This is a genomic window from Aquimarina sediminis (assembly GCF_002895435.1).
GTDB classification, from domain to species: Bacteria; Bacteroidota; Bacteroidia; order Flavobacteriales; family Flavobacteriaceae; genus Aquimarina; species Aquimarina sediminis.
Genome location: NZ_POYJ01000008.1, coordinates 118715 through 138403, shown reverse-complemented (window position 1 = coordinate 138403; position 19689 = coordinate 118715). Strand labels below are relative to the sequence as shown.

20 protein-coding genes and 5 tRNA genes are annotated in these 19689 nt (G+C 33.3%); all 25 read right to left on the bottom strand.

Translation table 11 applies throughout. The features are described 5' to 3' along the window. Positions 1–131: 131 nt before the first annotated feature. Positions 132–506 carry a 50S ribosomal protein L7/L12 gene (gene rplL, locus C1X07_RS16940; protein ID WP_103071217.1) on the bottom strand — a complete coding sequence of 125 codons (375 nt, stop codon included), beginning with the start codon at positions 504–506 and terminating at the stop codon, positions 132–134. 68 nt (positions 507–574) lie between these two features. Further along, positions 575–1096: a 50S ribosomal protein L10 gene (gene rplJ / locus C1X07_RS16935; RefSeq protein WP_103071216.1), complete on the bottom strand. Its 522-nt coding sequence runs from the start codon at positions 1094–1096 to the stop codon at positions 575–577. A 15-nt stretch (positions 1097–1111) separates the two neighbouring features. Next, positions 1112–1807: a 50S ribosomal protein L1 gene (rplA, locus tag C1X07_RS16930; protein ID WP_103071215.1), complete on the bottom strand. Its 696-nt coding sequence runs from the start codon at positions 1805–1807 to the stop codon at positions 1112–1114. Between the two features lie 18 nt (positions 1808–1825). Then, positions 1826–2263 (bottom strand): 50S ribosomal protein L11, encoded by a 438-nt coding sequence (gene rplK, locus C1X07_RS16925; RefSeq protein WP_103071214.1) that lies wholly within the window; start codon positions 2261–2263, stop codon positions 1826–1828. A 75-nt stretch (positions 2264–2338) separates the two neighbouring features. After that, positions 2339–2893 carry a transcription termination/antitermination protein NusG gene (nusG, locus tag C1X07_RS16920; protein ID WP_103071213.1) on the bottom strand — a complete coding sequence of 185 codons (555 nt, stop codon included), beginning with the start codon at positions 2891–2893 and terminating at the stop codon, positions 2339–2341. Between the two features lie 9 nt (positions 2894–2902). Continuing rightward, positions 2903–3100, bottom strand: a complete 198-nt coding sequence (secE, locus tag C1X07_RS16915) for a preprotein translocase subunit SecE (RefSeq protein WP_103071212.1) — start codon at positions 3098–3100, stop codon at positions 2903–2905. 104 nt (positions 3101–3204) lie between these two features. Continuing rightward, positions 3205–3277, bottom strand: a tRNA-Trp gene (locus C1X07_RS16910). 57 nt (positions 3278–3334) lie between these two features. After that, a complete protein-coding gene (gene tuf, locus C1X07_RS16905) occupies positions 3335–4522 on the bottom strand; it encodes an elongation factor Tu (RefSeq protein WP_103071211.1) in 1188 nt (395 codons plus the stop codon). A gap of 57 nt (positions 4523–4579) precedes the next feature. Continuing rightward, positions 4580–4651: transfer RNA gene (locus C1X07_RS16900), tRNA-Thr, on the bottom strand. 242 nt (positions 4652–4893) lie between these two features. Next, positions 4894–4966 (bottom strand) — tRNA-Gly (locus C1X07_RS16895). 105 nt (positions 4967–5071) lie between these two features. Further along, a tRNA-Tyr gene (locus C1X07_RS16890) sits at positions 5072–5153 on the bottom strand. Between the two features lie 124 nt (positions 5154–5277). Continuing rightward, a tRNA-Thr gene (locus C1X07_RS16885) sits at positions 5278–5351 on the bottom strand. Positions 5352–5452: 101 nt separating this feature from the next. Continuing rightward, a complete protein-coding gene (gene hpf, locus C1X07_RS16880) occupies positions 5453–5755 on the bottom strand; it encodes a ribosome hibernation-promoting factor, HPF/YfiA family (RefSeq protein ID WP_103071210.1) in 303 nt (100 codons plus the stop codon). A 67-nt stretch (positions 5756–5822) separates the two neighbouring features. Further along, positions 5823–6713, bottom strand: a complete 891-nt coding sequence (locus C1X07_RS16875; protein WP_103071209.1) for a tyrosine-type recombinase/integrase — start codon at positions 6711–6713, stop codon at positions 5823–5825. Positions 6714–6840: 127 nt separating this feature from the next. Continuing rightward, positions 6841–7035 carry a 30S ribosomal protein S21 gene (gene rpsU / locus C1X07_RS16870; RefSeq protein ID WP_024768892.1) on the bottom strand — a complete coding sequence of 65 codons (195 nt, stop codon included), beginning with the start codon at positions 7033–7035 and terminating at the stop codon, positions 6841–6843. 88 nt (positions 7036–7123) lie between these two features. Next, positions 7124–8503: an alpha-amylase gene (locus C1X07_RS16865; RefSeq protein WP_103071208.1), complete on the bottom strand. Its 1380-nt coding sequence runs from the start codon at positions 8501–8503 to the stop codon at positions 7124–7126. 266 nt (positions 8504–8769) lie between these two features. Then, positions 8770–9936, bottom strand: coding sequence for an acyl-CoA dehydrogenase family protein (locus tag C1X07_RS16860; protein ID WP_103071207.1), 1167 nt, complete (start codon positions 9934–9936; stop codon positions 8770–8772). 140 nt (positions 9937–10076) lie between these two features. Beyond that, positions 10077–10949, bottom strand: a complete 873-nt coding sequence (locus C1X07_RS16855) for a ComEA family DNA-binding protein (RefSeq protein WP_103071206.1) — start codon at positions 10947–10949, stop codon at positions 10077–10079. A gap of 14 nt (positions 10950–10963) precedes the next feature. Then, positions 10964–12565, bottom strand: a complete 1602-nt coding sequence (locus C1X07_RS16850) for an alanine/glycine:cation symporter family protein (protein WP_103071205.1) — start codon at positions 12563–12565, stop codon at positions 10964–10966. A 99-nt stretch (positions 12566–12664) separates the two neighbouring features. Next, the gene (locus tag C1X07_RS16845) at positions 12665–13684 is read right to left on the bottom strand and encodes a potassium channel family protein (protein WP_103071204.1); all 1020 of its coding nucleotides are present in this window, start codon (positions 13682–13684) and stop codon (positions 12665–12667) included. Then, a complete protein-coding gene (locus C1X07_RS25315; RefSeq protein ID WP_103071203.1) occupies positions 13681–13902 on the bottom strand; it encodes a PspC family transcriptional regulator in 222 nt (73 codons plus the stop codon). The genes C1X07_RS16845 and C1X07_RS25315 overlap by 4 nt, the downstream gene beginning before the upstream one ends. Positions 13903–13931: 29 nt before the next feature. Next, positions 13932–15218, bottom strand: a complete 1287-nt coding sequence (locus C1X07_RS16835; protein ID WP_103071202.1) for a DUF2851 family protein — start codon at positions 15216–15218, stop codon at positions 13932–13934. Between the two features lie 641 nt (positions 15219–15859). Next, a complete protein-coding gene (locus C1X07_RS16830) occupies positions 15860–16840 on the bottom strand; it encodes a helix-turn-helix domain-containing protein (RefSeq protein WP_103071201.1) in 981 nt (326 codons plus the stop codon). 142 nt (positions 16841–16982) lie between these two features. Next, entirely contained in the window at positions 16983–18344 is a 1362-nt protein-coding gene (locus C1X07_RS16825) for a pyridoxal-phosphate dependent enzyme (protein WP_103071200.1), read from the bottom strand. Between the two features lie 96 nt (positions 18345–18440). Beyond that, entirely contained in the window at positions 18441–19682 is a 1242-nt protein-coding gene (locus C1X07_RS16820; protein WP_103071311.1) for an ABC transporter permease, read from the bottom strand. Positions 19683–19689 lie beyond the last annotated feature (7 nt).

The window sequence follows — 19689 nt, the reverse complement described above, 5'->3', positions numbered from 1 at the left end:
AATGGACGGAATTAAATTAAAATTTTTAAAAAAGGTGCGTATTTTAATACTAAATATTTATATACGCAAAATGGTTTAGACCTTAGAGAATATTCTCCAGGTCTAAACCTATATGTCAATATATGGCAAGCTTACTTAAGCTCAACCTCTGCTCCAGCCTCTTCTAATTGAGCTTTAAGAGCTTCTGCTTCATCCTTAGCTACTCCTTCTTTGATTGCACTAGGAGCATCATCTACTAATCCTTTAGCATCTTTAAGACCTAGACCAGTAAGTTCTTTAACTAGTTTTACAACAGCTAACTTAGCACCACCTGGAGCCTTAAGGATTACATCAAATTCAGTTTTTTCTTCAGCAGCTTCTCCACCACCAGCACCACCAGCAGCAACAGCTACTGCAGCCGCAGCAGGTTCGATACCATATTCTTCTTTTAATATATCAGCTAACTCATTAACTTCTTTTACTGTTAAGTTAACTAATTGTTCTGCGAAATCTTTTAAATCTGCCATTTTCTATCGTTTTAAATAATTTTTTAATTGAAATATAATTTGTTAAAAAAGTGCGTACACTACTATTATTATCCTTCTTTTTCGGATAATGTTTTAAGGATACCGGCTAGTTTTCCTCCGCTAGACTTTAACGCAGATACTACGTTCTTAGCAGGAGATTGTAACAATCCGATAATATCTCCGATAACTTCTTCTTTAGACTTAATATTAACTAAAGCTTCAAGGTTTTCGTCACCTACAAATACTGTTTCCTCAACATATGCTCCTTTAAGCACAGGTTTTTCAAATTTCTTACGAAATTCTTTAATAACCTTTGCTGGTGCATTCCCAGTTTCAGAAAACATTATTGAAGTATTACCTTTTAATGTATTTGATAAATCTTCAAAATCCTTATCAGAATTCTCCATTGCTTTTGCAAGGAGCGTATTCTTAACTACTTTTAATGATACATTAGCTTTAAAACAAGCTCTACGTAAGTTTGAAGTTGTTCCTGCATCCAAACCTGAAATATCAGTTAAATAGATATTAGCATTTTCAGCTAACTGAGCAGTTAAGTCTTCAATTACTAGTGATTTTTCTTCTCTTGTCATAATCGTTTATCTTAATTACCCAGCAAAGTTTTTAGTATCTATCTCTACACCAGGACTCATTGTTGATGATATATATATTGATTTAATATATACTCCTTTTGCAGTCTGTGGTTTTAACTTTACTAATGTTGTTAATAATTCTTTAGCATTACCTGCTATCTTTTCTGCATCGAAAGAAGATTTACCTATAGCAGCATGAACAATTCCTGTTTTATCTACCTTAAAATCAATCTTACCTGCTTTAACATCAGAAACAGCTTTTGCTACATCCATAGTCACTGTTCCTGTTTTTGGGTTAGGCATTAATCCACGCGGTCCTAATACTCTACCTAGTGGTCCTAATTTACCCATAACACTAGGCATAGTGATAATTACATCAACATCTGTCCAACCACCTTTGATTTTATCAAGATATTCATCAAGACCAACGAAATCAGCTCCAGCTTCTTTTGCTTCAGCTTCTTTGTCTGGTGTTACCAATGCTAATACTTTAACATCTTTTCCTGTTCCGTGAGGTAATGTTACCACACCACGTACCATTTGATTTGCTTTACGCGGATCTACGTTCAAACGAACAGCAAGATCTACAGAAGCATCAAAATTAACGTTTGTTATTTCTTTTACTAAAACAGAAGCTTCATCTAATGAATACGCTTTGTTCTTATCAACTTTAGCGTTTGCTTCTTTTTGTTTTTTAGTTACTTTTGCCATTTTGTAAACGTTTTTGGATTAAAAAGGAGCTTGTCCTTTTACAGTTACACCCATTGAACGAGCAGTACCAGCAATCATTTTCATAGCAGATTCTACAGTAAATGCATTTAAATCTTGCATTTTATCTTCTGCTATTGCACGAACTTGATCCCAAGTAACACTTGCTACTTTTTTACGATTAGGCTCTCCAGAACCTTTCTTCTGTTTTGCTGCTTCCAGTATCTGAACTGCCGCTGGTGGAGTTTTTATAACAAAGTCAAACGACTTGTCTTTATACACGTTAATTACCACTGGTAATACTTTACCAGCTTTATCTTGTGTTCTACCATTGAATTGCTTACAGAATTCCATGATATTAACTCCGGCAGCACCTAAAGCAGGTCCAACTGGTGGAGACGGGTTCGCCGCACCTCCACGAACTTGTAATTTTACAACCTTACTTAACTCTTTAGCCATTTTTCAAATTTTAAATTAGAATTATCCTATAAGTGGAAGCAAAAGAACAATTCTGGATCTATAATGTAACAGTTATTATATTTTTTCTACTTGCATATAACTTAATTCTAATGGTGTTTTTCTTCCAAAAATCTTAACCATCACCTCTAGTTTACGCTTCTCTTCATTAACTTTTTCGACAGTACCATTAAATCCATTAAATGGACCATCAATCACTTTTACAGTCTCACCAACTGTGTAAGGAATAGCAACATTATCTGTTTTAACCGCTAGTTCATCAACTTTTCCTAGCATTCTATTTATTTCTGCCTTCCTTAATGGCACAGGATCTCCTCCTTTTACTTCGCCAAGAAATCCAATTACTCCATTTATAGATTTAATAATATGAGGTATCTCTCCAGCTAAATTAGCTTCAATCATCACATATCCTGGAAAATAAACTCTTTCTTTGTTTATTTTCTTTCCGTTTCTAATTTGTACTACTTTTTCTGTAGGCACTAGTATTTGGGAAACATAATCTTCAAGTCCCATATGCGCAATTTCTCGCTCTATATAGTCCTTAACTTTGTTTTCTTGACCACTAACTGCTCTTACAACGTACCACTTTTTGGAGTTATCAACTTCAGCCATATTAAAAATTTAAGATTTAACCAAAGTAAAATAATACTCTATAAGATTACTAAATGAAGTATCAATTCCCCATATAACTAAAGAAAATATAACCGAAAAAACGATTACAATCACGGTAAGTCTCTGTGCTTCTGCCCAAGGAGTCCAAGTCACATGATTTTTCAACTCACTATATGATTCTGAAATATAATTTATTAATCCTGCCATCTTATTTTATTTTTTAAACGAAACAAAACCAACGCTTTTGTTTCGTTATAAAACCTTTTATTTTAACAATTCATACTTTAACTAAAAAGTATGAATTGATCTTGCACGGGTTGAGAGACTCGAACTCCCGACACCTGGTTTTGGAGACCAGTGCTCTACCAACTGAGCTAAACCCGTAACATAAGTCAAGGTATTCGTTTTAGCGAATACCTTAACTTTTATATACTATATGTATTAGTCTAAGATTTCAGTTACTTGACCTGCACCTACAGTTCTACCACCTTCACGGATAGCAAAACGAAGACCTACATTCATTGCAATTGTTTGAATCAACTCAACAGTAATAGTTAAGTTATCTCCAGGCATTACCATTTCTACTCCGTCAGGAAGAGCAATATTTCCTGTTACGTCAGTTGTACGTACGTAGAACTGAGGACGGTAGTTATTATGGAATGGAGTGTGACGTCCACCTTCTTCTTTCTTAAGGATATACACCTCAGCTTTGAATTTTTTGTGTGGAGTTACAGAACCTGGCTTAGTAATTACCATACCACGAGAGATTTGAGTTTTCTCAATTCCTCTTAATAGGATACCTGCATTATCTCCAGCTTCACCTCTATCAAGGATCTGACGGAACATCTCAATACCTGTAATAGTAGAAGTTAACTTTTCAGCACCCATACCAATAATTTCTACAGGATCTCCAGTATTAGCAATACCAGTTTCTATACGACCAGTAGCAACAGTACCACGACCAGTAATAGAGAATACATCTTCAATAGGCATTAAGAAATCTTTCTCAACATCACGCTTAGGCAATTCGATCCAAGAATCTACAGCTTCCATTAATTCTAATACTGTATCAACCCATTTCTTTTCTCCATTAAGAGCTCCTAGTGCAGAACCAGCAACAACAGGACCATTGTCTCCATCATACTCATAGAAAGAAAGAAGATCTCTTACTTCCATTTCAACTAGTTCTAATAATTCCTCATCATCAACCATATCCACTTTATTAAGGAATACAACAATTCTAGGAATACCAACCTGACGTCCTAAAAGGATATGTTCACGAGTTTGTGGCATAGGTCCATCAGTAGCAGCAACTACTAAGATCGCACCATCCATCTGAGCAGCACCAGTAACCATGTTCTTTACATAATCCGCGTGACCAGGACAGTCAACGTGTGCATAGTGACGGTTAGCTGTTTGGTACTCTACGTGAGATGTATTAATTGTAATACCTCTTTCTTTTTCTTCAGGAGCGTTATCAATAGTATCAAAATCTCTCGCTTCAGAAAGACCAGCATCTGCTAATACCTTAGTAATCGCAGCAGTTAAAGTTGTTTTACCGTGATCTACGTGTCCAATAGTACCAATATTTAAGTGCGGTTTGGAACGATCAAAAGTTTCCTTTGCCATAATTAATTTATTTAATCTTAGTTATATATTAGTGTTCAATTTATGCTTTGCACTAAGAGCCAATGACGAGATTTGAACTCGTGACCTCTTCCTTACCAAGGAAACGCTCTACCCCTGAGCTACACCGGCTTTTTAACGAACATAATGACAAATTAGAGTACTTTCATTAACTTTAGAAAGAAATCTAATCAATCATTACATTTATGTAAAAAATCCAATCTTAACTAAACCATTAATTAAGATCTGCTTTATTCAGAACCAGAGACTGAGTTAAACCAGACTCTACTCACACAGGCTTTTCACCCTGCTTTCTTTTATTAATCAAAATAAAGCTCTAAGAACATTATATGATGGTAAAGAAATTTCTTGAGAGCGGGAGACCGGGTTCGAACCGGCGACATTCAGCTTGGAAGGCTGACGCTCTACCAACTGAGCTACTCCCGCATTTAGTATCAAACTATAAGCACATTACTTATATCTAAAACTTTTTTCAAGATTACTTTTATTTAGTAATCCTAAATTCGAATGATTCCGAATTTTTAATTTTAGTGGGGAGAGCAGGATTCGAACCTGCGAAGACGTAGTCAGCAGATTTACAGTCTGCCCTCGTTGGCCGCTTGAGTATCTCCCCAATTGATTATTCAATATTTCACGATGAACGTGTGAATTTTGAGTGCGCAAAAATAGTAATTTATTTTAGATTTCAAAACTCTATCAAAAAAAAGTTTTTTTTATTTAAAAAAGAACCTTTTTTGAGCCGATGGAGGGACTCGAACCCACGACCTGCTGATTACAAATCAGCTGCTCTAGCCAGCTGAGCTACATCGGCTTTTCACTATGTTTCTGAACATAAAAAAGTCCGCTATTTCTAACGGACTGCAAATGTATAGAATTTATTCCTTTCACAAAACTATTTTTCAAAAAAAATAATCAAACATGTGCATTTAATTTTTCTTTACGTTTTCTTAACTGTCTTTCTAATGAACTAACACACTCATCCACACCTTCTTCGAAGGTTTTGTTAATTTTCTTGGTCATAAACTCACTTCCTGGCACATTTAATAAAATCTCTGTAATTTTATTTTCTTTACCACTTGTATTCATAACTTTTAAAAAAACATCTGCGTGAATTATTCGATTAAAATGAGTTTCTAATTTATCCAATTTACTTTGTGTAAAATCTACCAACTTTTGATCTACATTAAAATTTACAGATTGCAAGTTCACTTTCATACTTTATTAGTTTAATTAGTTGAACAAAATTTTAAGCCAAAAAGAGCGACAAGAAACAACCCATCTTTTACTTTTTATTCCTTGGATGAGATTTTTCATATACTTTAGCTAATTGCGCTACACTATGATGAGTATACACCTGTGTAGCGGCCAAACTAGAATGACCAAGTAATTCTTTTACAGCATTTAAGTTCGCTCCTTCATTTAGTAAATGTGTCGCAAAGGAATGCCTTAAGATATGCGGACTCTTTTTTACTTTTGAAGATGCCTTACTAAAATAGCCATTTATCACTCGATATACAAGTGTTTCGTAGATTTTAACTCCTTTTTTTGTCAAAAGCAAAAAGGGTATTTCGCGACCTGCAATCAAATCAGACCTTAGAACCAAATATCGTTTTAGCGTTCCACAAACAGACTCTAAAAGCGGTAAATACCTCTCTTTATTCCGTTTACCCAAAACTTTTACTTGCTTTTTAACCATATCAACATCAGAAAGCCTAAGATTTACCAACTCTATTCTTCTCATCCCCGTAGCATAAAACAACTCAACAACCAACCTGTCCCTAACACTCTCAAAATCTTTATCATCCACCAATCCCTCTAGAACCCCTTCAACTTCTTGCGAAGAAAATGGTATTTGGAGCTTTTTAGAAACCTTTAACGCTTGATGTTTTGCCAAAGGATTCTTTTCTATCTGCTCTATTTTAAGTAAAAACTTATAATATGTTTTAAGAGAAGAAACCTTTCTATTAATAGTTCTATTAGAAATCCCGGCATTAACAAGACTAACAATCCACGAACGGATTTGAGAATAATTAGCTCCTTTTATATCAGAAACCTCATACTCCCTCTCATAAAACTCTAAAAAAGCCAATAAATCCGCTTTATAAGCAGTAACCGTATGATTAGAGTATTTTTTTTCGAGTAGCAGATACTCTATAAATTCTGAAATAAACATAAAAAAACCGTTAGAAAACAAAAGTATAAAACTTTTAGTATCCTAACGGTTAAAATTTATGTTGAAAAACGGTATCCAGTTTCTTATAATCCTAAGAAACCCTCTATATAGACAACGTTAACTACTCTTAAATTTCTTCTTGATCTCTTAAGTGTTGAATATATTGTGCTTTTTGAATCTGCGCTCTTCTTTCAACAGAAGGTTTTGAAAACGCTTGGCGTTTACGAAGCTGACGCATCGTCCCTGTTCGATCAAATTTTCTTTTAAAACGTTTTAACGCTCTATCTATATTCTCTCCGTCTTTAACTGGTATAATTAACATAGTGGCACCTCCTTTCTTTAGAAATAATTAGGGTGCAAAGATAACACAAAACTATTATCCGCAAAGTTTTCTTGAATAATATTTAATTTTATTTCACAGACCACACAGAATACCCTTTTGGTGGTGCTTGAATTTTTACCCACTTACCCACTTGAGTGGTTGGTTCCCACCCAGAATTACCAGTATAATCTTTAATCTTTTTGCTTGACCAATTTGTCTCAATCCATCTTTCTTGCCAAGAATTTGAGTTATTAATATAGACCACCAATCCACTTTTAGCACCTGCTCCATTTCTCCTAGAAATGTACTCATCATTATCTGTCCAAAGATTGGTTGTGTTTCCTGCAGCAAGGTTATTATGAATCCAAATCAGATTATTCATTTTGCTTTTATCTAACCATTCCTCATAATCGCTATAAAAAATAGCAGGATATCCTTCATGAGTTAAGATATATGCATAAGCTAATATCTTATTATTTATTATTTCATCGGTATCATGATTAGCCACAAAGGTAACTGCTCTCAATGGGTTTCTTTTCCACAACATATCTTCACTAAGAGCATTTAAATTATTACCCATAAATGCATCTCTCATTTTATAATAACATGCAAAATCAAAAGCAGACATCTGTGCCTGATCGGTCCACCATGCTAATGTATTAACATTTGCGTCCCAGTATTCTCCAACAGCAAACCCACCAACTGCCTGATTAAACTCTTTTGCGACCCATGGTTCAAAACCCTTTACATAATCAAATCTCCACCCATCAAACTTCATGGTATTTTTATAATACTTAGCCACAGAGTTAGACTTATTCCACAACCAATCCTGAACATAGCTTTTATGGTGACACAAATCGGCAAATCCGCCAAAAACACCCGAGTCATTATTATGATAATCATTTGGATGAAAATCATATTGACTTCGCTCAAACAAACCTGACATAGGATTATAATCGGTATATGTATTTGTATTTGTAAAAATATTAGCCTCGGAGTCTCCTCCACTATTATGATTTATAACTATATCTGCAATTACACTTAGACCATTATTATGTGCAGTAGTTATCAAACTGGTTAATTCTGACCGCGAACCAAATCTGGTTTCTGTGCTTCCCATTTGGTTATACTCTCCAAAATCATAATAGTCAAACGGATCATACCCCATAGAAAAAGGTCCATTTTGAGCTTTACTGACAGGTGGTAACCAAATAGCATCTATCCCTGCATTGCTCCAGTCATCGACTTTTCCTTTAACAACGTTCCACCAAGTACCTCCCGCAGGAACATCCCAATAAAAAGCTTGCATCATTACCCCAGAACCTATTTGCTTTAAAGCTTTTGAAGAAACTTCTTTATTCAACTCTAAAGATTCGGATTCTTTCCTATCCAAAACTTCATCTTTACTACAACTTACTAACAATAACGTTAGAGTAATAAGCACATAAAAAACTGTATTGATTTTCATATTTAATTAGTATTTGCGTTAATTTTTTATCAAATTAAGTATTAAAAAAAAGCTGAAAACGTTTGCGTAACCTCTCAAACGTTTGCGTGTTGATAAAACAATAAAATTTAACGTTTTATACTAGTAAAATCATTTTTCAACAAAAAATTCAAGTATTCGACCAAAGGACTCAAAGTCTTTACATTCTTCAATACTTTATTTTCATAAAAAAAAGACCGAAAGCAAAGCTTCGGTCTTTTTAACAACATTTAATTATATCTATATTATCAAGTTGCTGCCTTATATTCTTTTTTGTCTATTATCATTTTAGCAATTACTTCTCTAAGAATCTCAGAAGTTCCACCTCCAATAGGCCCTAACCTACTATCTCTAAGCAATCTTGCCATAGGATACTCTTCCATGTACCCATATCCTCCAAGTAATTGTAAACATTTATATATTGCCTCATCGGCAATTTTAGTAGAAAGAAGTTTAGACATACTTGCTTCTTTTACTACATATTGTCCATCATTAAGACGTTTGGCTACAGAATAGTTAAATTCTTTACACATTTCTACTTCACTTGCTATATCCGCTACGGTATGCCTTAATGCCTGAAACCTATCTATCTTCTTTCCAAAAGCCTCTCTTTCGGACATGTATTGTATAACATACTCCAACGCATACTCTGTTCTAGCATGAGCGTTAACCCCCATTATCAATCTTTCTAAAGCAAAATGTTGCATAATATATGAGAACCCTTTGTTTTCTTCGCCCATTAAATTATGAACAGGGATTTTCACATTATCAAAAGCAATTTCTCCCGTATCCGAAGCTTTCCAGCCCAACTTTTCCAATTTTGTAGCAGATACCCCGGGAGTATCTCTATCAATAACAAAAATACTAATACCTTTATTCCCGAGTTCAGGGTTAGTTTTTGCAGCTACTACGAGATAGTCGCTATACACCCCGTTAGTAATAAAAGTTTTGGATCCATTAATAATATAATGATCACCTTCTTTTACAGCAGTTGTTCTCATACCTGCAACATCAGAACCTCCGAATGGTTCTGTTATACACAGGCAGCCAATCTTTTCTCCAGTTATACTTGGTCTCAAATACGCTTCTTTAATCCTATGATCACCTTCCTTATTAATATGTGTCATTGCCAAATAAGCATGAGCCCACATTGCGGCAGCAAAACCACCCGAATTAATTTTTTGTAATTCCTCGAGAAATATCACAGTGTAAAAAAGATCTAAATCCAACCCACCATATTCTTCGGGATATGCTATTCCAAAATATCCCATTTCCCCAAATTTCTCCCAGATAAATCGGTCGATATCTCCTGTTTTTTCCCACTTATCAATATGCGGAGTAACTTCTTTTTTTAAAAACTCCCTAAGACTTTGTCTAAATAATTCGTGCTCTTCTGTAAAATACATACTATTCATATGATAACTATAGCTTTTTTTGTAAACATACCTCTTCTTATTATGATAATCGTATACTATCCTACACCCATTTCCATTAAAGAATTAGATGTTAATCAATTATTGATTATTCACAATTCACGGTCTTTTTTTTCCGATTCTTAATTTAATGTCAAATATAGCTTTATTCTATCTATTTTTTCTAGAGAAAAACTGTCGATTTTCCCTAATTCATTAAAGTTAGTAATATCTCCTTCTTTTTCTATAAAATCCTTGATATCCAATACCATTTCAAAATCAAAATAGGGCACCTCTAATAGTTCGTTGACCGTAGCACTATTAACACTAACTTTCTTTATTTTTTTAGGAGTTTTTACTGTAAACAGAGATAAAATCTTATTTCTTTGATTCTCATACAAACCTATAATATCTTTCAACTGTATATCGCTTACATATCCACCTATTTTACTTCTATATCTTATAATTCTGTTTGCAATAAAACCAGGTATTCCAACCTCTTCTTGAAGTTCTTTTACTGAAACTAAATTCAAATCTTTTTTTTGAGAAAACGATTTATAAAAATACTTCTTTTTTGAATGCTTCTTTCCTGTAACCTTTTTTTGGGTCCATTCAGGAAATTTAAACAGAGGAGAGATTAAAGAAAGTAGCGAATCTGAAACTTGAGTAACTTTTTTAAAATCAGCATTAGAATTAATCCATCTACCTGACTTTCTATATTCATAAAGCCTATCTAGTTCTTTTGCAGAAAGTCCAAGCCTATAACCTTTGTAATCAGAAATAAAATTGGGATTAAAAGGCTTTAAAACATATTTTTTATTTTCTTGCTCTGTTAACTCTTTAAGAGAATCAACTTGTCTTTGAAATATAGCCAATTCGACAAAATCCCCCTCTGAGTTTGTTGAATTTGTAGAAAAATAATATCCCAAGATGACAACAAACAAGATGATAGATAAAAGAAAAATCCCATTTCGAAAACGTGAATGTACTTCGAAATGGGACTTTTTATATCGCATAAGAAAAGCTTTGCTTAGCTTTTAGAAACTTTTATAGCTTCAAAATATCTCGCTAATTGTTTTTTAACTACCGGGAACAAAAAGAATAATCCTACCATATTCGGGAACACCATTGCAAATATCATAGCATCAGAGAATGCCCAAATAGAATTCATACTTGCCGCAGCTCCTATGACCACAAAGGTTAGGAACAATATTTTGTACACTAAATCTGCAGCTTTACCTCTTCCAAACAAAAATTTCCAAGACTGTAGACCATAGTACGACCAAGATATCATAGTTGATACTGCAAACAACACCACTGCAATTGTTAAGAAGACATTAGAATAAGGGATGTATTTTGCAAAGGCCATAGAAGTTATTCCCGCACCTTCATATGATACTCCATCAATAAACACAGCTCCACTACCGTCTCCTCCATACTCAAAAGCTCCTCCAAAATTAAAAATAATTATAACCAAAGCTGTCATTGTACAAATCACCACGGTGTCGATAAACGGTTCTAATAATGCAACAAGTCCTTCACTCGCTGAGTAATTAGTTTTTACAGCCGAATGAGCAATCGAAGCCGATCCAGCACCTGCTTCATTAGAAAAGGCAGCTCTTTTAAATCCAACTAATAAAACTCCTATTATTCCTCCTACCCCTATTGCTTTAGGATTGAAAGCTTCTGAAACTATCATCCCAAGTGCATCATCAACATAAGAGAAGTTACTAAATATGATATACAAACAGGCTAATAAATACATTACAGCCATAAACGGAACTACTTTTTCTGTTACGGAAGCAATTCGCTTAATTCCTCCAATAATAATAATCCCAACAAGAATTGCCAAAGTTACACCTATCCAAAAACCTGCTCCTGTACTTTCAAATCCCATTAACTCTTTTAACACAATGGTTGCCTGATTAGATTGCGCTGCATTACCACCTCCAAAAGAACCTCCTATACAAAATATTGCAAACAAAGCGGCAACAATTTTCCCTAGGGTTTTAAAACCTTTATCTTTTAATCCTTTGCTCAAGTAATACATTGGTCCTCCATACACAGTACCATCTTCACCTACATCTCTATATTGAACCCCCAGAGTACATTCTACAAATTTGGTAGACATCCCTAATAGCCCACAGATGATCATCCAAAATGTTGCTCCTGGACCTCCTAAAGCAATTGCCAGTGCTACCCCTGCTATATTACCGTTACCAACTGTACCAGAAACTGCAGTAGCTAAAGCTTGAAAATGACTAACTTCTCCTTCTTTAGACTCATCACGTATTGTATCTCTAATATCTCCATCAACAGCTGCCGATGGATCTCCTAAACTATGCCCTTCTACATCATCATATTTTCCTCTAACTACGTTAATCGCTTTTCCAAAATATCTAATATTAGGAAAACCAAAATATAATGTAAAAAACAAGGCACTTAGTACCAATAATATGATTACAAAAGGTGCGCCTGCAAAAACTTCAAAAAAGACAATACTGGATACTGCATCTGAAAACGGTTTAAAAGCCTCGTCAATTTTTTGATCAAGACCTTTTTCTGTAGTCTCTTGTGCAAATGTTAAAAAAGGTATGGTGAGTGCTAAAAGTGAAAGAAGAATTCTCTTCATGATTTTGTAAATTAATTGAATTTAATTGTTAAGAAGTGAGCAAGATGCTAAAAAAAACACTTGTTTACAATTTTTTTAAAGGTTAAATATTTCTAATTATCAAATATCGAACTCCTTATTCAAAAGATTTATTTGTTCAGGTCGTCCTAAAACCACAACCTTAGAACCAGGTTTTAGTAGCGTAGTAGCTTCTGGGTTCACGATGTATTCTCCCTCTGGTGATTTATATCCTATTATAGTACATCCTGTTCTTGACCTCATATCAATATTAAGAATAGTTCTTTCTTTTTTATCATCAAACATATCTTCAAAAGAGATTTCTTCAATATTTATGGATCTTTTGCCAACAATAGAAAGGTTATCCAAAAATTCTATTAAATCAGGCACAACTACCAATGACGCCATATGATCTCCACCAATACGATCTGGCATAATAACATTATCTGCCCCAGCTAATCTTATTTTTTTATACGAGGTATCTTGAGAGGCTCTACTTATTATTTTAAGCTTTTTATTAATTTGTCTTGCAGAAAGTACTATAAATAAATTATCTGCATCTTCGGGCAATGTGCAAATTAAACAGCCAGCATTCTTAATTCCAGCATCTATCAGCACTTCATCTTCTGTAGCATTACCTTTTAGAAACAACAACTGTTCGTTTTGGTATCGCTCTATTATATCACTATTATTCTCTATAATAATAAAAGGTTTATCATAGGCCTGTAATTTCATCGCTGCTTGCTTACCATTACGTCCATAACCTACAATAATGATATGATCTTTGAGCTTACTTATCATTTTTTGTATTTTTCTATGTTTAAATTTTTTAGGATCGTTTTTATTAATAATAAATTCGGTAATAACCGATACAGAATATGCAAATATAGACACACTAGTCGCTATTAGAAATACTGCAAACAACTTGCCTTCATCATCTAACGGGACTATTTCTCCAAAACCAACGGTCGACATTGTGATTACGGTCATATACAGAGCGTCAATCCATGAATAATCAGAAAAAAAACGAAAACCCATTACTCCAATAGCTACTACAAAAATGAGTAATAGTACTGCCACATATACCTTTGATCTACTACGCCTGTTAAACACTCTTATCATAAATCAAATACAGAAGTTCGTTTAGTATAAACCAAATCTTTCAATTTTAGCCAGAAAGCTATATTAAGATATATCACAAAACCTAAACCAACTGTGGCAAAAGTTAAGTATATAAAAAACAAACGCACATTCTTAGCTCTCATTCCTAACCTATCGGCTAATCTTGAAGAAACATAAAACCCATTGCGTTCTAAAAACTGTCTTAGATTATAAAGCATACCGCAAAATAAATATATTATCCTAAATTCTATTCACCATTCAATAAATAATTCCCAATTGCACATTTTAAACATGCTTTTTGATCACAATACGCGTTTTTTAACTGAATTATTGCCTGAGAATCCATCGCACTTGTTATTGGCATCCTCAAATCAATAAAATTATCTACAATACTGTTTTTCTCAAAAGATAATTGAGATAATAAATCAAAAATTTCCTCTTCGTTATTTCTTCCCAGTTTTTTGACATACAGAAACTTGATTGGTATAATAGTATTGATCAAAATTAAATCAACAAATACCTTTGTCAGTCTCTTCTTTTTAGTTTTTGATTTTTTTTGAAATGTATAATGGTTTTTCCAAAAATCACTTGTATCAATATCAAAAAGATCATAAAACTCTTCAATAGTATTGATCTTAATAATTTGATTAAACAGCTTATGATTTTTAAAATATAGCATGGCAAATTGCGCTAATCTTATAGTAGGAAAATTAGATGGTCTAAGTCTAAAAAACCGAAATGGTAGTACTCCTAAATTCTTCAATTGAAATTTGGATTTCAAAAACAGGTATTCTTTTCTTAATACGTCTCTATACTCTGCCTCTCCTTTTATTGAATGTTGTAAAAAACCTGCCTGACCAAATAACAAAGCTTCTAATTGATCCAAACTACCTGAGCATTTTCTTATTATCGAAAAATCTATTGAATGTGTCAAACTCAAAAAAGCTTCTCCATTTACTTTTAAACCAAAATTTTTACCCAAAAGCTTAAATAGAACAGCTTCCCAGTCATTGGCAGATTCATCTAGTAGTTTTAATATAAGTATTGATTTTTGCTCTAGTCTTTCTAGATATAGTCTTTCTTTCCAGTTAGACAATACAAATTGAGAAACTTCTGGTAAATGTCTTGCACATGCAATCCATTGTTTAGAATTTTGAGCAAAAAGTATTCGATAACGCCTTAGTAATTCATCAGTGATATAATCCTTAAGCTGTAATGTAGAAATAACGGAATTATCTTTTCTAAATATTTCCATATCGTCTTCCCAAACCACATGAAGTATCACATTATCGTATCTCGGATCATTTTCATGGTTATGAACATACCAGTCACTTGATTTGATATGAACTTCTACATTACCAGCCCACTTTTGACCATGAACAATAAGCTTGGCATTGAAGAAATCTGGTCCAGAATTTTGGATATTATGTGTTCCTACATGCAAAAGTATGAGCTCTTCTTGCTTTGTTGTTTTCAGGTGAGAAAGTTCAAATTTCTTGTATTTCCAAAGATATTGGAGAAAATCTTCTGTCATATATCCTACATATTATGTTTATAGTTTTTTAAACTTGCCGATGTATAAACAAGTGATGCTAGCTATTAAACATTTTAGGTAGGATAAAATAACAACTATAGCTTTTCTAAAATAGTAGATGAAATTAAGAAAATTAATTCGATTCTTACAAATAATCACCCATAATGTTAACCAAATCCACAAAGTGTAAAATAAACAAACAGTCTACTAAAGTCTATTGCTACACTTCGAATATTTTTATGAATTCTAAATGGTCAATGATTTAATCCAAAAAAGAGTAAAATTCTGGATATACCCCAAAAAAACTAAGGTCTATTTTTAGAAAACCACAAAAAACAGAAACTAATGCCATACAAATAGTATGATTATCACGCATAATTCTTAAAATCAAGTTAATTATTCATAAAAATGTACTATTGGTAAGATTTTCTGTATTAATGGAATGCCCAACAACAATTTCATTCCTTTACTTTGTTACTAGAATTAAAAAGGGAAAATTAATTCATTTAAAATATAAAGATTACAAAACCCTAAGCTAAGTTGAGTTTGTGTTAGGTTATTGATGGTTGCCATTTTTGGCGACCATCTTTATTTTACCCCATTTCTAAAAATGCTTATTATAATTCATTTAGACCTTAGAATTATATACTCACATCAGGATAGATATCAAATTTATTAAAAAAAGCTTTTCTAAATTTTGAAGAATTAGAGTAATTAAGTGTATCCATTACCTCTCTAATAGATAAGCCTTCTCCTATTATCATATTATATGAAATCTCGAGCCTTTTATTATTAAAAAACTCTAGAGGTGTTTGGTTATGAATCTCTTTGAACATGTTAAAAAAATTAGTCCGACTCATATGTGCCATTGCCGCTAATTGATCTACCCCAACAAAAGGTTCTTTGATATTCTTTTTCAGATAATCACTTACTTTATAAATATTACCAACCTGTCCACTATTAATATTAAAGGGATTGCTTTCTGTCTCCCAACGCAACACATCTTTCCAAAAGGTTTCTAGTAATCTAATTCCACGTGCAACGAAATACAAATAATTTTCTACTTTATCGATATCTGGCTGCACAATCTGATCAAAGAGATTGGACTGCTTATAAGAAAGGTAAAACTTATTAATGTCCTGATGAGAATAGCGTATATAGCTGTCAACTTTATCAGCCATTTCTTTGCTTTTTAACACATAGGGATTGGTATAAGAGCTTTTTAATACAATCATAGTAGATTTTACCTCTGCTCCTTTAGTAATAAAAACCTGTTCTCCCTGCTGAGCATCCATACATCTCATATTACCAGGAGTATAACTATCAGAATAGGTACTTATGATATGATCTTTTTTTAGTTGATGATTTAAAGCATATTTTCTAAAATGAAGTATAATATCCTTTTCTTCAAAGGGTTGTCGTACATATTCAATATCAGCATTAGCCTTATAATTATTTATTAAAAGAAAGACTTCAGAAGATATCTTATAATATGCCAAATACCCTTCTCCTATTTCGGGAGGGAAATAAATTCGATCTGTAGAACTATTTGGATCCAATTGCGACCTAAAATAGTTTCTTAGTTTATCGATATCAGAAAAATCAAAAGAGTATCTATACATGCTACTATCATTTTACACATATTTCTTTAGTTTGGATCTAACCAAGTTAATCATTCCTAAAAAAATAAAAAAGCATAAAAACAACCCCTGTATTAGCAGGTAAACCAATAGAGGGGGTTAATTATGTTTTAAATATAAGAATTTATTTCATATGACTAATGACGTCATATTTTGTAATGATATGATGTTTTCCATTTTCTAGAGCAACTAAAACCGCCGGATTACCATTCCTAATAAGTTTAGAAATCTCCTCTAATGACGTTTTGGCACCAACAATCGGAAAAGGATCTTTCATAATATCTTTGATAGGTGTATTATCCATATTTTTATCATCCAAAAAAGCAGTAAATAGAGCACTCTCATCAATAGCTCCTACAAATCCTTCGCTATCAATTACTGGTATTTGTGATATTTGAAATTTACGCATACGTTCAATGGCATGTGATACTAATTCTTCTGTTTTAACAGTAATCAATGGTTTTTCTATATGATTTTTCACTAAATCATCTGCAGTATATACTTCTTCTTCCAGAAACCCTCTCTCTCTCATCCAATCATCATTAAACATTTTTCCTACATATCTACTCCCATGATCATGGTATAAAATAACAACAACATCATCCTTGGTAAAATGTTCTTTTAATTGAAGTAACCCTTTTATAGCTGCTCCAGCGCTATTACCCAAAAACATTCCTTCTTCTTTTGCCAATTTTTGTGTGTATATAGCTGCATCTTTATCGGTTACTTTAGTAAATCCGTCAATAACCGAAAAGTCAACATTTTTAGGTAAGATATCCTCTCCTATCCCTTCTGTTATATATGAGTAAATTTCATTTTCATCAAAAATCCCAGTTTCATGGTATTTTTTAAAAACAGATCCATAGGTATCTATGCCCCATATTTTTACATTTGGATTTTTTTCTTTCAAATATTTCCCAACTCCAGATATCGTACCACCTGTGCCAACTCCAACAATAAAATGGGTTACCTTTCCGTCGGTTTGCTCCCATATTTCTGGACCAGTACTTTCATAATGTGCTTGGGCATTAGATGGATTATCATATTGATTCACATACCAAGAATTAGGGGTTTCTTCTGCTAATCTCTTTGAAACAGAGTAATACGACCTAGGATCATCGGGCTCTACATTTGTTGGACAAACCATTACTTTTGCTCCTACTGCCCTAAGAATATCCATTTTTTCTTTTGATTGCTTATCTGCCATCACACAAATCAATTTGTATCCCTTGACAATAGCTACCAAAGCTAATCCCATCCCAGTATTTCCAGATGTACCCTCAATAATAGTACCTCCGGGTTTTAACCGACCATCTGCTTCTGCATCTTCAATCATTCTCAACGCCATTCGGTCTTTTACTGAATTTCCGGGGTTAAAAGTTTCATACTTGGCCAATACCAAAGCATCAACATCTTTTACCATCGCATTCATTTTTACCAAAGGTGTATTTCCTATGGTTTCTAGTATATTATTTGCGTATTTCACTCCAAATATTTTTAACTGTCCTGATCATAGACATTTTAACATAGCAAAGATACAATCTACATTACCGATTGGCAATTTTTAAGAAAGAATAACATTTTATTGAAAACGAATAGATTTTGTAGGTGATATCTTAGCAATAATATAGGAAGGGATAAGTAGCATTAGTAAGCACAAAATCATGGTTCCTAAGTTAAGTAATACAATATATCCCCAATCTATATATACTGGCGCAGTACTCACATAGTAGGTCTCTGGATTAAGCCCCACAATACCATATCGCTGCTGAATAAACAGTAAGCTCACACCAATAAGGTTACCCCAAAACAGACCTATCAAAATTAAATAGCCCGCATTGTAAAGAAATATTTTTCTAATACTCCAGTCGCTAGTCCCCAATGCCTTTAATATCCCTATCATTGGAGTTCTCTCTAGAATTAAAACCAACAAAGCGGTAATCATATTAATTCCCGCAACCAAAATTATAATGCCAATAATCCCGATAATATTGAGGTCAAATAATTTCAACCATTCAAAGATAGTTCCGTATTTCAAAGTAATCGTTTGGCTATCTAAAGTAGAAGGAATATTCTCGTAGATCTCCTGTCCTTTTTTATCTATCTCATCAAAGTTATCTATAAAAACTTCAAAATTTCCGACCTCATCCGGCTTCCATTTATTCATTTTTATAACGTGCCTTATATCTGCAATAAGAAAAGCTTCATCAAACTCCTGAAATCCTGAATTATATATTCCTACAACCTTAAATGCTCTAATAAAATGTTTTGATTTTGAAGCGGTATTCTTTTTCAAAAAATAAGTTATTGCTTTATCTCCTAAATGGATCCCCAATCGATTTGCAATATGCGATGATATTAAGACTTCTTCATTAAGTTCTTCTCCAAAATCTGGTATTCTTCCTTCGACAAGATATTCTTTAAAAGTATTCCAGTCATAGTCTTTACCAACTCCTTTAACCACTACTCCATCAAAATCTGTCTCTGTACGTATCAATCCCATTTTACTCGCCACGCCTTGTATATGCTCTACACCATCAACATCAGTAAATTCTGGATAAAATTCTTGATTCGATGATATTGGAACAAGAGATTCAACGCTACTATTATTATCAAAGCTAGAAATCAAAACATGCCCATTAAAAGCAGCTACTTTTTCTCTTATTTTGTGCTGTAATCCTACGCCCGTAGCCACTGTTATCAACATCATAATCATACCTATTGCAATAGCAAAAATTGCAATTTTTATAATTGGAGTGGATATGCTACTTTTATGTTCCTTACCTTTGATAAGGCGTTTAGCTATAAAATACTCGAAATTCAATCTCAAA